11 protein-coding genes are annotated in these 14,003 nt (G+C 64.3%); 2 read left to right on the forward strand and 9 right to left on the reverse strand.

Annotated features, from left to right (window positions below):
* Positions 1 to 54 precede the first annotated feature (54 nt).
* From ASF04_RS01190 to ASF04_RS01225, 8 genes are all read right to left on the reverse strand, one after another.
* Positions 55 to 2,418, reverse strand: coding sequence for a DNA polymerase II (locus tag ASF04_RS01190; RefSeq protein ID WP_056137548.1), 2,364 nt, complete (start codon positions 2,416 to 2,418; stop codon positions 55 to 57).
* A gap of 70 nt (positions 2,419 to 2,488) precedes the next feature.
* On the reverse strand, positions 2,489 to 3,550 hold the full coding sequence (locus ASF04_RS01195; protein ID WP_056137549.1) for a LacI family DNA-binding transcriptional regulator: 1,062 nt from the start codon (positions 3,548 to 3,550) through the stop codon (positions 2,489 to 2,491).
* Between the two features lie 34 nt (positions 3,551 to 3,584).
* Complete coding sequence (locus tag ASF04_RS01200; protein WP_056137550.1) at positions 3,585 to 4,289, reverse strand: histidine phosphatase family protein; 705 nt, start codon at positions 4,287 to 4,289, stop codon at positions 3,585 to 3,587.
* A gap of 7 nt (positions 4,290 to 4,296) precedes the next feature.
* A complete protein-coding gene (locus ASF04_RS01205) occupies positions 4,297 to 4,914 on the reverse strand; it encodes a membrane integrity-associated transporter subunit PqiC (RefSeq protein WP_056137551.1) in 618 nt (205 codons plus the stop codon).
* A complete protein-coding gene (locus tag ASF04_RS01210) occupies positions 4,911 to 6,533 on the reverse strand; it encodes an intermembrane transport protein PqiB (protein ID WP_056137552.1) in 1,623 nt (540 codons plus the stop codon). The genes ASF04_RS01205 and ASF04_RS01210 overlap by 4 nt, the downstream gene beginning before the upstream one ends.
* Positions 6,526 to 7,794: a paraquat-inducible protein A gene (locus ASF04_RS01215; RefSeq protein WP_056137553.1), complete on the reverse strand. Its 1,269-nt coding sequence runs from the start codon at positions 7,792 to 7,794 to the stop codon at positions 6,526 to 6,528. The genes ASF04_RS01210 and ASF04_RS01215 overlap by 8 nt, the downstream gene beginning before the upstream one ends.
* 94 nt (positions 7,795 to 7,888) lie before the next feature.
* On the reverse strand, positions 7,889 to 9,124 hold the full coding sequence (locus ASF04_RS01220) for a M20/M25/M40 family metallo-hydrolase (protein WP_056138366.1): 1,236 nt from the start codon (positions 9,122 to 9,124) through the stop codon (positions 7,889 to 7,891).
* An 11-nt stretch (positions 9,125 to 9,135) separates the two neighbouring features.
* The gene (locus ASF04_RS01225; RefSeq protein ID WP_056137554.1) at positions 9,136 to 10,368 is read right to left on the reverse strand and encodes a urate hydroxylase PuuD; all 1,233 of its coding nucleotides are present in this window, start codon (positions 10,366 to 10,368) and stop codon (positions 9,136 to 9,138) included.
* A 123-nt stretch (positions 10,369 to 10,491) separates the two neighbouring features.
* On the opposite strand from ASF04_RS01225, the gene ASF04_RS01230 reads away from it, so the two are divergent.
* Both ASF04_RS01230 and ASF04_RS01235 read left to right on the forward strand, forming a co-directional pair.
* Positions 10,492 to 11,430, forward strand: a complete 939-nt coding sequence (locus ASF04_RS01230; RefSeq protein WP_056137555.1) for a LysR substrate-binding domain-containing protein — start codon at positions 10,492 to 10,494, stop codon at positions 11,428 to 11,430.
* Positions 11,431 to 11,531: 101 nt separating this feature from the next.
* Entirely contained in the window at positions 11,532 to 13,292 is a 1,761-nt protein-coding gene (locus ASF04_RS01235; RefSeq protein ID WP_056137556.1) for an allantoate amidohydrolase, read from the forward strand.
* 10 nt (positions 13,293 to 13,302) lie between these two features.
* Here the strand turns inward: ASF04_RS01235 and ASF04_RS01240 are convergent, their stop codons facing one another.
* Positions 13,303 to 13,977, reverse strand: a complete 675-nt coding sequence (locus tag ASF04_RS01240; protein ID WP_056137557.1) for a phytanoyl-CoA dioxygenase family protein — start codon at positions 13,975 to 13,977, stop codon at positions 13,303 to 13,305.
* Positions 13,978 to 14,003: the final 26 nt, after the last annotated feature.

The raw sequence follows: 14,003 nt of genomic DNA on the forward strand, positions 1-14,003 counted from the left end.
GCGGCTGCCGTCGTGCAGTTTTTTGAAGGTGGTTACAGCGTTCATCCGGGCTCCTTAAAATAAACTCGATTGCATGGTGGTGAGATTGCCGAAGCTGTCGTGCATCGGTTGCAAAATGGCGTCCGCAATCGGCTGCAGCTGCTTGGTCAGGTAATGTTCGTAGTCGATCTGCGACCGTAAATCTTCCAGCGGTTCCGGGCCGCTGGCGGTCATCACGTAGCTGATCCAGCCGCCGTTCTGGTAGCGCAGCGGGCGCCGGTGCGCCAGGTTGTATTCATCGGCCAGGCGCGCGGCGCGCACCTGCGGCGGCACGTTCACCTTGTATTCGTCGAGCGGCTGACGCAGGCGCTTGCGGTACACCAGCAGATCGTCGCATTCGCCGGCCAGCATGCGGTCCGCGTAGTCGCGCACATAGTCCTGGTACGGCTGGTTCTTGAACACGCGCAGGAACAGCCCTTGCTGGAACTGCTGCGCCAGCGGCGTCCAGTCGCTGCGCGCCACTTCCAGGCCGCGATAGATGACTTCCTCTTCACCCTGCGCATTGATCATCAACCCGGCGTAGCGCTTCTTGCTGCCCATTTCCGTGCCGCGGATGGTGGGCATGAAGAATTTCTGGTAGTGGGTGTCGAACTCGATTTCGAGATGGCAGTCGAGGCCATGCTTTTCCTTGAGCATGGTGCGCCACCACTGGTTGATGCCGTCCGCCAGCTGCTGGCCGATGGCCAGCGCATCGTCGTTGCGGTGTTCCTTTTTGAGCCAGATGAAAATCGAATCGGTGTCGCCGTAAATCACGTCGTAGCCTTGCGCTTCCACCAGTGCGCGCGTCTGCTTCATCATCTGGTGGCCGCGCAGCGTCACCGACGACACCAGGCGCGGATTGAAGAAGCGGCATTCGGTGGCGCCCAGCACGCCGCAGAAGGAATTCATCAACAGCTTCAATGCCTGCGACAGCGGCTCGTTCTTCGCCCGCTTGGCGGCGTCGCGCTGCTTCCAGATTTGCGTGGTGATCTCGGGCAGGCAGTGCTTCGTGCGCGAGAACACGGTGCCGTTCACGCCTTCCACCTGCTCGGCCGGATCGGTGGCCGCTTCGCCTTCGATCAGGCCCACCGGATCGACCAGGAAGGTGCGGATGATCGACGGGTACAGGCTTTTGTAGTCGAGCACCACGACCGAGTCGTACAGGCCCGGCTTGGAATCCATGACGAAGCCACCGGGCGACGCCCCGCCCGACACATCGCCCACGCTGGGCGCGACGTAACCCTCGCGGTGCATGCGCGGCAGGTAGTGGTGGCTGAATGCGGCAATCGAGCCGCCCAGGTGGTCGGCCTGCAAGCCGGTAACGGTGGCGCGCTCGATCATGAACGCCAGCAGGTTGGCTTTCTCAAAAATACGCGTGACCAGCTCGCAGTCCTTGAGGTTGTAGTGCGCCAGCGCCGGCTTGTCTTCGTGGAAGCGACGTTCGATCTCGGCCATCTTGTCGTAGTCGCTGCCGATGTCCTTGCCCTCGCCCAGCATCTCCTGCGAGACGTTCTCCAGGCTGTACGACTGGAACATCCACGACGCCGCCTTGAGCGCATCGATCCCGTCCAACACGATGCGGCCCGTCACCGGCGCGAACATATAGCCCTGCTTGCCCGGGTGCTCGCGCCACTCGATGGTTTTGTTTTCGCGACCCAGGGTCAGTGGAATGCGGTACTTGTCGGCGTTCTTTTGCAGCACCCGCAAATCGAACTGCACCACGTTCCAGCCGATGACCACGTCGGGATCGTGGCGCGCGAACCAGCCGTTCAGGCGCTCGATGACCTGGCGCGGCGTGGCGCAGTATTCGAGGTCGAAGTCGATCGACTGCCCCGATGATGCCGGTGCAGTGCCGAGCATATACACCTGGCGCTGGCCGCAGCCTTCGAGCGCAATCGAATACAGGTCGCCGTGGGCGCTGGTTTCGATATCGAGCGAGACGATCTTGAGCGCCGGACGATAATCGGGCGCCGGCTTGAGCTTGCAGTCGAAGATCGTCGCGCCTTCGACGCGGCCGCCTTCAACGGTGACGCCGGCCGAAATGAACCGCTCCATCAAATAGCGCTCGGGCGGGCGGATATCGGCCTCGTACATGCGGATGCCATGCTCGCGCAGCGTGCGTTCAAACGCGGTGAGCGCCTTGTAGCGCGATGCGTACACGCCGATCACAGGCGTCTGCTGGAAGGTTTTCAGCTGCAAGTCGCGCAGCTCGATGCCGCCCGACTGGTCCATCAGCGCCGCGATGGCCGCGCGCTGTCCTGCCTCGGCAAAGGCGACCGAAGTTTGCGCGGTCAGGCGGATTTTCCGGGGGCCGTCGTCGGTGGCCAGCCAGAAGTCGATCTCCGTGCCGTGCGGGGTATCGCGCCAGTGGCGCGTGAGGATAAAGCCGGTGCAGGTCATGGCAGAATTATACTGTATGTGCATACAGCCGCAATTCTGGCCTTGATGAGCTGCGGGAGCAGGCGCGGGGTCAGCCGCTACTGCGTTCGATAATCGAAAAGCCGATATCGAGTATGCGCTCCCCCACCTCGCGCTCCTGCGAGCGGTCGAGAATGAAGCGCGCAGCCGTGGTGCCGATCAGCGCGCCGTCGATGCGCACGGTGGTCAAGGCCGGATGCAGCTCGCGCGCAAACGCCAGGTCGCCCAGGCCAATGACAGCGAGCTGCTCAGGCACCGCGATGCCGAGCGCCTGCGCCTCGGTCAGCACGCCCAGCGCCACCATGTCCGAGCTGCAGAACACGGCGTCGATATCGGGATGCTGCGCCAGCAGCGCGCGCAGGCCGGTGCGACCGAAACCGGTGTTGGTGGGCGCGGGCGCCACCAGCGCGGGTATCGCCGTCTCGCCCGGCGCAGCCATGCCCAGCGCAATTGCCGTTTCCGAGAATGACCGCATGCGGCGCTGGGCGCGGTCGTCGTCGGCGCCCAGCGTGGCCACGCGGCGGCGGCCGCGCGCGTGCAAATACTCGGCCACGGCCTGCCCCACTTTTTCGTGCGAAAAGCCGATCAGCATGTCGATCGGATTGGGCGCCAGGTCCCAGGTTTCCACCACCGGGATGCCGCTGTTGAGCAGGCGCTTGCGGCCGGCTGACGAATGCATGATCCCGGTGAGGACCACGCCGTCCGGGCGGCGGCCGATGATGGCTTCGAGCAGTTCGTCCTCGCGCGAATCCTCGTAGCCCGACTGGCCCAGCATCACCTGGTAGCCATGCTGCGCCAGCGCCGCCGTCAACGACTGCACCATTTCGAGAAACACGTTGCCGGCGATGGTGGGGATCACGGCAGCGACCAGCCGGCTCTTGCGTGACGCAAGGCCGCCGGCCAGCATATTGGGCACGTAGCCGGTTTGCGCGACCGCGTCTTTCACGCGCTGCATGATCGCGTCCGACACCACGCTGGGATTGTTGAGCGCACGCGACGCGGTGATCGGCGCCACCCCGGCCAGGCGCGCAACGTCGCGCAGCGTGATGCCGCCGCTGTTGCGGCGGCGCTTGGGAATGTCGTGGCCAGGCGGGTTATCGGTGGGATCGGTCATGCTGCGATTTTAACAGGTGGACAACCGGTGAGCTTCAGCGGTAGGTGAGCATGTCTTTCCCGCCCAGCGCTTCCAGGTGGGCGTAGTTGTTGAAGTAATCGAGGCCGAATTCGCCGGGCCGATGCAGCAGCCGGGTGACCGAGCAATTGGCCATCTTCCAGGTCATTTCCATGACCTGGTAGTCCTGCAAGCCCAGCACGTGCTGCATCACGGTGGCGATCACGCCGCTGGACGTCAACACCAGCGTGGCCTGCTTGCTGTCGGGGCGGTCGAGGCGTTCCAGCGCAGCCACCACGCGGGCGCGGAATTCGGGCCAGGCCTGCGCGTATTCATCGTCATGCCAGCCGGTCATCCAGCGCTGCATCGCCGCGCGGAACAGCTGCTCCATGGCGCGCTGCGGCTCGCGCTGGCCGGCCAGGCGTTCGCCCAGCGCCACCGGGTCGGCAAATTCCGGGCAGTGGCGCAGCATCACTTCGTGGTGGTCGAATTCGGCAAAACCGGGTTCGACCTCGCGTTGCGCTGGTGGCCACAAGCCGGCCGGCATCTCGGCCTGGCAGGCATCGGCTGCCTGCCCATGGCGGGCCATGCCGCCGGTCAGCACGCGGTGAAAACGCTGGCCGCGCCTGGCGAACCACTGCCCCAGCAGGCGCGCCTGCTCAATGCCGCGTGGCGACAGCTGGTCGTAATTGGCGCTGCCGAACGACGCTTGTGCGCTGCGCACCAAAAAAATCTGTCCCATGATCCGCCTACGACTGCGAAGCCGGGCAGGCCGCGCTGCCATTGGCAGCCAGGCCGCGCACCGCCGTGGCAATGTCGGCCCCCAGGCGCGCCACGGCGCGGCGATGGCCGGCCACCAGCGCTTCGTTACCGTCGCTCACCGTCTCGCTGGCAACCGTGCGGCAGGTCAGCACCTTCGGGCTGCCCACCTGGCGCACGCTCCACACGGCGTCGAGCAGCGCGTATTTGCCGGGTGCGGACTCGAAGCGCTGCACATTGGTGCTGATGCGGTACACGGTGGCGCCTTCCGGCGTGGGCGTGCGGAACACGTCCACCGCACCCAGGTCGTTCGTCACCACCTGCGACAAGGCCTGGCCGATTTCGGCGGCCGGCGGCGAGGTCCACAGGTCCTGCTCCAGCAAATCCATGCGGCCATCGGTGGTCACCACCAGCTGTTTGCGTGCCACCTGCTGCGGCACCGTCACGGCCGGAATCTCGATGAAATAGGCGGGCGCCGCGCCACTTTTCGCGGTGGGCGTGCCCATGCCGCTGGCCAGGCTGTAAAAGCGGTCGGGCGGGGTGCTGGAGCAGCCGGCCAGCGCCGCAGCAGCAGCAACAATGGCGAGGCAATACAAACGGTGCGTCATTTCTTCTCTCCTTTTTTCTCCGGCTTGCCGCGGATGAGCGACTCGGGATGGCGTTCCAGGTAGTCGGTCAGCGCATTGAGGGACTCCATGGTTTGCGTAAGCTGTTGCAGCGCTTCGCGCAGGTCGGACTGCACCGGCGAATCCTTTTGCAGCAGTTCGTCGGCCGTGCCGAAGGTCTTGCGCGCCGCGCCCAGCGTGTCTTTCATCTCGGGCACCACTTGCGCGTCGAGCTGCTTGAGCAGGCTGTCAGCGCTTTTCAGGGTGTCGCGCAGGTTGGTGCCGATTTCCTCGAACGGTACCTTGTCGAGCTTGCGCGCGATGCTCGAGAGCTGGGTTTGCAGCTCGTCGAGCGTATTCGGTACGGTTGGAATTTCAAGCGGGTCCTGGTTCATGTCGATCTTGGCGCTCTTGGCATTCGGGAAGAAGTCGAGCGCCACGTACAGCTGGCCGGTGAGCAGATTACCGGTACGCAGCTGGCCGCGCAGGCCGCGCGCGACCATGCGCTCCATCACCTGCGGTCCGGCGTTGCGGTCCTGGTCGTCATCGATACTCTTCTGGAAGGCGCGGCCCAGGCGCGCCGGGTACATGTCCACCGTGACCGGCATGCGGAAGGTTTTCTTGACACGGTCGAACTCCACGCCCACCGAACGCACTTCGCCCAGCACAATGCCACGGAAGTCTACCGGCGCGCCCTGCGACAGGCCGCGCAGCGACTGGTCGAAATACAGCACGGTGGTGATCGCGGGACCATCCGGGTCGCGCAGCGCGCTGGCCTGGTCGGCGGCCAGCAGGAACTGGCTGCCCTGCGGCGCCACCACGTCGGGCTTCTGGCCGCCGGCGCTCTCGAAGGCGATCCCGCCCACCACCAGTGCGGCCAGCGATTGCGTATTGAGCTTGAAGCCCGACGAATCGAGCCGCACATCGACGCCGCTGGCATGCCACCAGCGCGTGTTCTTGCCCACGTACTGCTCGTACGGCGCGCGGATGAACACTTTCATTTTCACGCCGCGCCCCTGCTCTTCCAGGTCGAACGCGGTCACCCGGCCTACCGGGATGCGGCGGTAGTAGACCGGCGAACCCACATCGACGGAACCGAGGCTTTCGGCGTGCAGCGTAAACAGGCTGCCTTTTTCGTCGGTGGCCACCTGCGGCGCTTCTTCCAGGCCCGCAAATTCGGTGGCGGTCTCGCCGGACTTGCCGGCATCGACGCCGATGTACGCGCCCGACAGCAGCGTGCCCAGGCCCGATACGCCGGTGGCGCCCACCTTGGGCCGCACCACCCAGAAGCGGGTGTCGGCAGCGGCAAAGCGCTCGGCTTCCTTGCTCATGTCGATCTTGACCAGCACCTTGGACAGGTCGCGCGAAATCGAGATCGAGCGCACGATGCCGATATCGACATCCTTGAACTTGACCTTGGTCTTGCCGGGTTCCAGGCCGTCGCCGCTGCGGAAGCTCACCGTCACCGACGGTCCCTGATCCACAAAGGTCTTGATCACCAGGCCCACGCCGATCAGCGCGGCCAGCAGGGGGATCAGCCAGACCAGCGAGGGCAGCCAGCGATTGGCTTTTTCGACGGCCGGTTCGTGCACCGGCCGTGGGTGGTCTTCGTTTTCAGGCATGCTTTTCTCCATGTGTATCGACGGGGTCCCAGATCAGGCGCGGATCGAACTGCATCGACGCCATCATCGTCAGGACCACCACGGCGCAAAACGCCAGCGCGCCAGGGCCGGCGGTAATCACCGCCAGCGACTGGAAGCGCACCAGAGCCACCGTCAGCGTAATGACAAAAATATCGAGCATCGACCAGCGGCCGACGAATTCAACGATGCGGTACAACATCGTGCGCTGCTCCGGGCGCCAGCGCGAGCGGCGCTGCGCAGTCGCGGCCAGTATCGCCAGCGCCACCAGCTTCATCACCGGCACCACGATACTGGCAATGAAAATGATGATGGCCAGCGCCTGCGAACCGCTGTTCCAGAACAGCAGCACGCCGCTGATGATGGTGTCGTCTTCCTTGCCAAACAGGGAGTTCGTGTACATCACGGGCAGCAGCATGGCGGGAATATAAAGAATGGTGGCTGCCAGCAGCAGCGCCCAGGTGCGGCCCACGCTGTCCGGGCGGCGCCGGTGCAGCGCCGACTTGCACCGTTCACAGTGCTGGCGGCGGCCTTTTTCGGGGGCCACCAGGCCGCAGCTATGGCACGCCACCAGTGGTGCACCGGCAGCCAGCGCCTGGTAATTGAACTGCGACTGCGACGGGCGCATGCCCTTGGGCCCCGGCAGATGCTCGCCGATATTCCATAAAATCTTGGGGTCGAACGACATCACCAGCGCCAGCATCAGGGTGAGCACGGCAAACGCGAACAGGCCCGGATGGACGATCACGCGCGCCAGGCTGGTCATCTTGACGATGGTGATCAGGATGCCGATCATCAGCACTTCCGTCATGCCCCAGCGCCGCGCCGTGCCGAGCGCGCGCAGCATGGAGTCGAATCCGGGCGGCCGCCGCCCCCGGCTCAGCCACAGCGTGACGTAGAACAGCGACGCCAGCTCCACCGCCGGCAGCACGATGGTAAACAGCGTGACGATGGCCGCAACGATCTCCATCTTCTCGCGCCAGAGCACGTAAATCGCCCCCATCAGCGTGGAAGCGATGCTGTAGCCGCCCACCGACAACTCGACGATGGGAAAGAACTGGGCAATCAAAAAGGTAAAAATGGCGGCGAGCGTGATGGCGGCCATGGCGCGCGGATCGGAGCGGATGCCGCGATAGAGTATCGAGCCGCAACGCACACACCGCGCCTTTCCGCGCGGTTGCAAAGGGCGGTGCTGGTGCAGCACGCCGCAGTCGTGGCAACTGATCAAATCGTAGCGATACACGGTCCGGCCGGAATGATGGAAACATTCATATCATACGGCAATACTGGCGCGCACAATTGTGCGGCGGGACCGGTTTCGCGGTGCTTACTTCAATTTACTTTTTGTGCAGGAAGTCGAGCAGCGTGGCGGCCACCACCTTGGTCGCTTTGCGCAAGTCGTCCAGGTTCAGGCGTTCGTCGGCCTTCTTGGCGTTCGATTCGGGCACGGTGCGCGGGCCGGCGCCGTACAGCACGGCCGGAATCCCGTGCTCGCCGTACAGGCGCGCGTCCGCGTACAGCGGCGTGCCCTGGGCGGGAATCGTCTCGCCCAGGTAGGTTTGCGCATTGTGCTGCAGGCTGGCCACCAGGTGCGCGGTACCCGGCAGTTCGCGCAGCGCGTGCGACAGCAGCAGGCGCTTGACGTCGAGCGTGATGCCCTCCTGCCCTGCCACCGCCTGTTCGATCAGGGCGCGCACGTGCGCTTCCACCTGTACCGGGTCTTCCTCGGGAATCATGCGGCGATCGAGCTTGAGCACCACCTTGCCCGGCACGACATTAGTATTGGTGCCGCCATCGATGCGGCCCACCAGCATGGTCGGCGAATCGATGCCGGCAATCTTCGACTTGATCTTTTTGAGCTCGGGCAGCTCGTCGTAGATGGCGTTGAGGATGCGGGTGGCCGCCTGCAGCGCGTCGTGGCCCGTCTCCGGCATGGCGCCGTGGCCGGACTTGCCGTGCACCGTCACTTCCAGTTGCAGGCAGGCGTTGTGGGCGGTGACGATGTTGTAGCTGAAGCCCGCCGCGATGACGTAATCGGGCTTGGTCAGCTTTTGTTCGAGCAGCCAGCCGGGGCCCAGCAGGCCGCCGAATTCCTCGTCGTACGTGAAGTGCAGTTCCAGCGCGCCTTGCAACGGCACGCCCAGCGCTTCCAGTGCGCGGGCAGCGAAAATGTAGGTGGCGAAGTCGCACTTGGAGACGGCAGCGGCGCGGCCGTAGATGTAGCCGTTATCGACCACGCCGCCGTACGGCGGATAGGTCCAGTTGTCGCCGGGCGGCACCACGTCGCCGTGGGCGTTGAGGGCCACCGTGGGGCCGCCGCTGTGGTACGGACGCCGCACGATCAGGTTGGTGATGGTCTCCATGCCGTAGTCGCGCACCGCCTGCTCGGGCACCGCGTGCTGCTCGGCGATCCAACCGTAGGCTTGCACCAGGTTCGCCACCATTTCGGCGTGCGGCGCGTTGTCGCCGGGCGGGGTGTCGGTCGGGATGCGCAGCAGTTGCTGGAGCACGCCCACCTGTTCGTCGAAATGGGCGTCGATCCACTGCGCCAGTTGTGCTTTTTGGTCGTTCATCAGTTCTTCTTTCATTTTGCGCCCGCTTCGTACCAGGCCGCGACTTGCGCGCGTTCGGCGTCGGTCATTTGCGTCAGGTTCGCCAGCGGCATGGCCTTCAGTTGGACCGTCTGCTTGTAGATCTTCTCGGCGTTCTGGCGGATTTCCGCCTCGTTCTCCAGCATGATGCCGGCCGGTGCGGCCGCAAAGCCGGCCTGCTTGGGTTGAGCCGCGTGGCACGACACGCAGCGCTGGTCGATGATGGTTTTCACTTGCGCGAATTGTTTGGCAGCCGCTTGCGGATCGACCGCCGGCGCAGCCGCCACCGCTGCCGGACTGCTAGGAGCGATCGCCACGGCCACCGCCGCCAGCAGCGCCAGGCCGATGACCGGATAGCGCCACTCGACGCGGCCCTTGTGGCGCAGGTTGAAGAAGTGGCGAATGAACACGCCGGCCGCCATGATCAGCGCCAGCACCAGCCACGAATACTCGTGGCGGTAAGTCATCGCGTAATGGTTGCTGATCATGATGAACAGCACCGGCAAGGTGAAGTAGTTATTGTGGACGCTGCGCTGCTTGGCCTTCTGGCCGTGCACCGGATCGGGCATGCGGCCGGCCGACATGGCTTCGACCATCTTGCGCTGGCCGGGAATGATCAGCATCAGCACATTGCCCACCATGATGGTGCCGATCAGCGCGCCCACGTGGATGTACGCGGCGCGGCCGCTGAGCACATGGGTCAGGCCATAGGCTGCCGCCACGATCAGGGCGAAGATCACCACGCCGAACCAGAAGTCATGCTTGCCCAGCGGTGAGCGGCATAGCAGGTCATAGACGGTCCAGCCGACGACCAGGGTGCCGACGCCGATGCCCACCGCCTGCAGGCTGGTGATGTCGGCCACCGATTTGTCGATCATCATGGCCTGGGCGTTGAAGTAATAGGCGATCGTCAGCAGTGCGATGCCGGAGAGCCAGGTGGAGTAGGCTTCCCACTTGAACCAGTGTAGCTCCTTCGGCAGCTCGGCCGGCGCCACCAGGTATTTTTGCGGGTTATAAAAGCCGCCGCCGTGCACGGCCCACAGCTCGCCCGACACGCCCTTCTTCGCCAGCTCGGAACCCGGCGCCGGCGGACGGATCGAGTTATCGAGCCACACGAAATAGAACGATGCGCCGATCCAGGCGATACCGGTGATGACGTGGAGCCAGCGTACCAGGAGGTTGAGCCATTCAAGGCCGTAGGGGACGAGGTACGCAAACAATTCCATGGCTAGTCTTTCAGGTCAGGGCTGTGGCTAATTTACAGAAGATAGCTGCAAATGCTGCAATGCACATGAACTATCGAGTATATTAAACATATCGTATTCCGTATAACCTGAACAAGACTTTTCATGGCCGCTCTGCCACAACACCTGGACCTGCACCTGATCCGCATTTTGTACATGCTGCTGGTGGAAAAAAACGTCTCGCGGGTGGCGCTCAAACTCAATCAACCGCAGCCGTCGATTTCGGCCTCGCTGCGCAAGCTGCGCGAGCTGACGGGCGATCCCATCCTGGTGCGCGGCGCCCGTGGCATGGTGCCCACCCAGCACGGCGAGAGCCTGCTGCTGCCGGCCAAGCGCATCCTCGACGAAACGGAAAACCTGTTCCTGAAAAAATCGCCGTTCGTGCCGCAGATCGAAGCGCGTACCTTCCACGTCGCCGCGCCCGATTATCTCGACAGCCAGTTCCTGCCCAATCTTGTTGCGCTTTTACGACGCGGCTCGCCGAACAGCCGCGTCAAAATCCACAGCCTCGGTCCGCGCGTGGACTATGTGCGGCTGCTGTCGGACGGCGACATGGACCTGGTCATCGCCAACTGGGACGAGCCGCCCGAGCACCTGCACATGTCCAAGCTGTTCGAGGACCCGATCACCTGCGTGATGCGCGCCGACTGCCCGTACGCGCTGCGCACGCCCAGCGACGCCATGACGCTCGACGACTACCTGACCCTGCCCCACGTGGCGCCCACCCAGCTGATGCCCGGCTACCTGGGCGTGATCGACGATTTTCTCGACCGCCAGGGCTTGCAGCGCAACGTGGTGGTGGAGTCGGCGTACTTCGGCCTGATCCCCAATATGCTGGCGCAGACCGACCTGGTACTGACCACCGGGCGCCAGTTCGTGCGCCAGTACGAAAAGCAGATGCCGCTCAAAACCTACGCGCTGCCCGTCAAATTCCCGGCCATGCGGTTTTACCAGTTATGGCACGAACGCGTGCACCAGGCGCCGGAGCACAAGTGGCTGCGCGAACAGGTGGCGGCGGCGGCCAAGGGATTGACGCTGAAGTAAGCGCGCCTGCTGCATAAATCGTATAACCCGTACCTGCCGCAGCATATGTCACGCCCCCGTCCACGCGCTATCATCAAGCCTCGATAACGGACACCCACGCCATGACCACCCTTTCCGAGCTCAATAAATGCGACGTCGCCACCTTCATCGACCGCCTGCGCGGCATCTACGAGCATTCGCCCTGGATCCCCGAGCGAGCCGCTGCCCGGCGTCCTTTCGCCAGCGAGAACGCACTGAAGCTGGCCTTGCAGGACGTGGTAACGTCCGCCACGCTCGATGAACAACTGGGCCTGATCCGCGAGCACCCGGAACTGGCCGGCAAGGCCGCCGTGGCCGGCCAGCTGACCATGGAGTCCACCAGCGAACAGGCGGCGTCCGGGCTGCACCTGTGCAGCGCCGAGGAATACGCCGTGCTGCACCAGCTCAACGCCGACTACAACGCCAAATTCGGCTTCCCGTTCATCCTGGCGGTGAAAGGCCCCACCGGCAAGGGCCTTACGCGCCGCCAGGTGATCGCCGCGTTTAGCCGCCGACTGAAAAACCGCCGGCCCGACGAAATCGCCGAATGCCTGCGCCAGATAAAGCGCATCGCCGAAATCCGCCTCAACGACCTGCTCGGTGTTTCGCTCGACTTCGGCCCCACCATCATGGCGTGGGCCGAAACCATCGCCGCCTGGAGCGATGTCGAGGTGGCAGAAGAGCAGGACTTCGACCTCACCTGCGCCTACATGACCCCGGCGCACCAGCGCACCGCCGCACAGCTGCGCGACTGGATGACCGAAGCCGGCATGGATGCCCACATCGATGCGGTGGGCAACGTGGTAGGCGTGTACCGCTCCGACGCGCCGGGCGCCAGGACCCTGATGACCGGCTCCCACTACGACACTGTGCGCAACGGCGGCAAGTACGACGGCCGCCTCGGCATCCTGCTGCCGATTGCCATCGTGCGCCACCTGCACCAGCGCGGCGAGAAGCTGCCGTTCCACCTGGAAGTGGTGGGCTTCGCCGAAGAAGAAGGCGTACGCTTCAAGAGCACTTTCCTGGGCAGCAATGCGATCACAGGCCGCTTCGACATGGCGCTGCTCGACCAGGAAGACGCCGACGGCATCACCATGCGCGCAGCGCTGGCCGCCGGCGGTCACGACTTCACCAGCATTCCCGCCATCGCCCGCCAGCCGGAAGACATCCTCGCCTTCGTGGAAGTCCATATCGAACAAGGCCCCGTGCTGTTGCAGCGCGACCTGGCGCTGGGCGTGGTCACGGCAATCGCCGGCAGCTCGCGGTTCCTGGTACAACTGACCGGCCTGGCCAGCCATGCCGGCACCACGCCGATGGCCATGCGCAAGGATGCCGCTGCTGCCGCCGCAGAGATTGTGCTGCTGGTCGAACAGCGCTGCGCGCAGGCGCCGTCGCTTGTCGGCACGGTGGGCCAGCTCGAAGTGCCGGGCGGCTCGGTCAACGTGATCCCGGGCGCCTGCAAGCTCTCGCTCGACATCCGCGCGGCGGACGACGCGGTGCGGCTGACGGCGGTGGCCGATGTATTGGCAGGCATCGCCGCCATCTGCGAGCGGCGCCAGGTGGAATTCGCGCTCGAACAGATCGTCGATGCCGCCGCCGCGCCCTGCGCCCCGCACCTGATGGACCAGTTGGGCGCAGCAGTGGAACGCGCCGGCCTGCCCCGCTACGACCTGCTATCGGGCGCCGGCCACGATGCAATGGCGATGGCAGCGATCACCGACGTCGCCATGCTGTTCACCCGCTGCGGCAACGGCGGCATCAGCCACAATCCGCTTGAGACCATGACGGCCGATGATGCCGATATTGCGGCGCGGGTGTTGCTTGATTTTGTGCGCAGCTTCTAATCTTCTGATCTCAAACCGCATGCTGCCAGCGCAAACCGTAAGGCAGCACCCCTGGCCCAAACACAAAATGCAGAACGCGGCGGCGGCTGGAGCCGTTTGCCTTGGATGAAGCGTGCAGCAACAGCGGCCGCAGTATCAAGACACCACCTTTACCGACGGTGCAGCTAACTTCTCCGAGATTGTCCCGGGCGGTCAACGCAGCTTGCGCACTAAGCCTGCCCGCCTTGTGCGAGCCCGGCAACACCTTGAGTGGTCCATCGTCGCTACCGCATTCGTCGAGGTGTAGTCTTACTGCTACCAGTTCCTGCAAAACCGCTTCAGGCGGCTGCACAAATATCGCGCCATCCTTTTCGGACCAGCCCGAAAGCGCCTGGTGGTCGATTTTTTCCCGGACCGGGATGCTCAGATCCTGGTGTATCGGGACCAGCCAGTTCTGGTCGCGCGACTTTTCAAAATAGGTGCATTGCACGGCTACCGCATGCTCGGGCAGCGCCGCCCCAATGAGCGGGTGGAGGCGTATCGTCCGCGCCAACGCCCGGCACCAAGGCATCTCCAGCATGCTGCGCGCACCTGTGCCTTCGCTTATGGCCTGCCCAAGCGAAGCCGAAATGCTCGCACACGCAGTTTCATCGAGCACATCTGCGACGATCGCAAAGCCGTCGTCTTCAAAGCGGTTTATATGCATAGGGGATTTCGCAGTCGCGCCAACCG

This window comes from Duganella sp. Leaf61, from assembly GCF_001421905.1.
GTDB lineage: Bacteria > Pseudomonadota > Gammaproteobacteria > Burkholderiales > Burkholderiaceae_D > Rugamonas > Rugamonas zoogloeoides.

Bases quoted from the DNA above. Each gene is read 5' to 3' on its own strand.
- ASF04_RS01210 (WP_056137552.1), bottom strand. From the start codon at position 6,533: ATGCCTGAAAACGAAGACCACCCACGGCCGGTGCACGAACCGGCCGTC.
- ASF04_RS01230 (WP_056137555.1), top strand. From the start codon at position 10,492: ATGGCCGCTCTGCCACAACACCTGGACCTGCACCTGATCCGCATTTTG.
- ASF04_RS01235 (WP_056137556.1), top strand. From the start codon at position 11,532: ATGACCACCCTTTCCGAGCTCAATAAATGCGACGTCGCCACCTTCATC.
- ASF04_RS01240 (WP_056137557.1), bottom strand. From the start codon at position 13,977: ATGCATATAAACCGCTTTGAAGACGACGGCTTTGCGATCGTCGCAGAT.
- ASF04_RS01205 (WP_056137551.1), bottom strand. From the start codon at position 4,914: ATGACGCACCGTTTGTATTGCCTCGCCATTGTTGCTGCTGCTGCGGCG.
- ASF04_RS01200 (WP_056137550.1), bottom strand. From the start codon at position 4,289: ATGGGACAGATTTTTTTGGTGCGCAGCGCACAAGCGTCGTTCGGCAGC.
- ASF04_RS01225 (WP_056137554.1), bottom strand. From the start codon at position 10,368: ATGGAATTGTTTGCGTACCTCGTCCCCTACGGCCTTGAATGGCTCAAC.
- ASF04_RS01195 (WP_056137549.1), bottom strand. From the start codon at position 3,550: ATGACCGATCCCACCGATAACCCGCCTGGCCACGACATTCCCAAGCGC.
- ASF04_RS01220 (WP_056138366.1), bottom strand. From the start codon at position 9,124: ATGAACGACCAAAAAGCACAACTGGCGCAGTGGATCGACGCCCATTTC.
- ASF04_RS01190 (WP_056137548.1), bottom strand. From the start codon at position 2,418: ATGACCTGCACCGGCTTTATCCTCACGCGCCACTGGCGCGATACCCCG.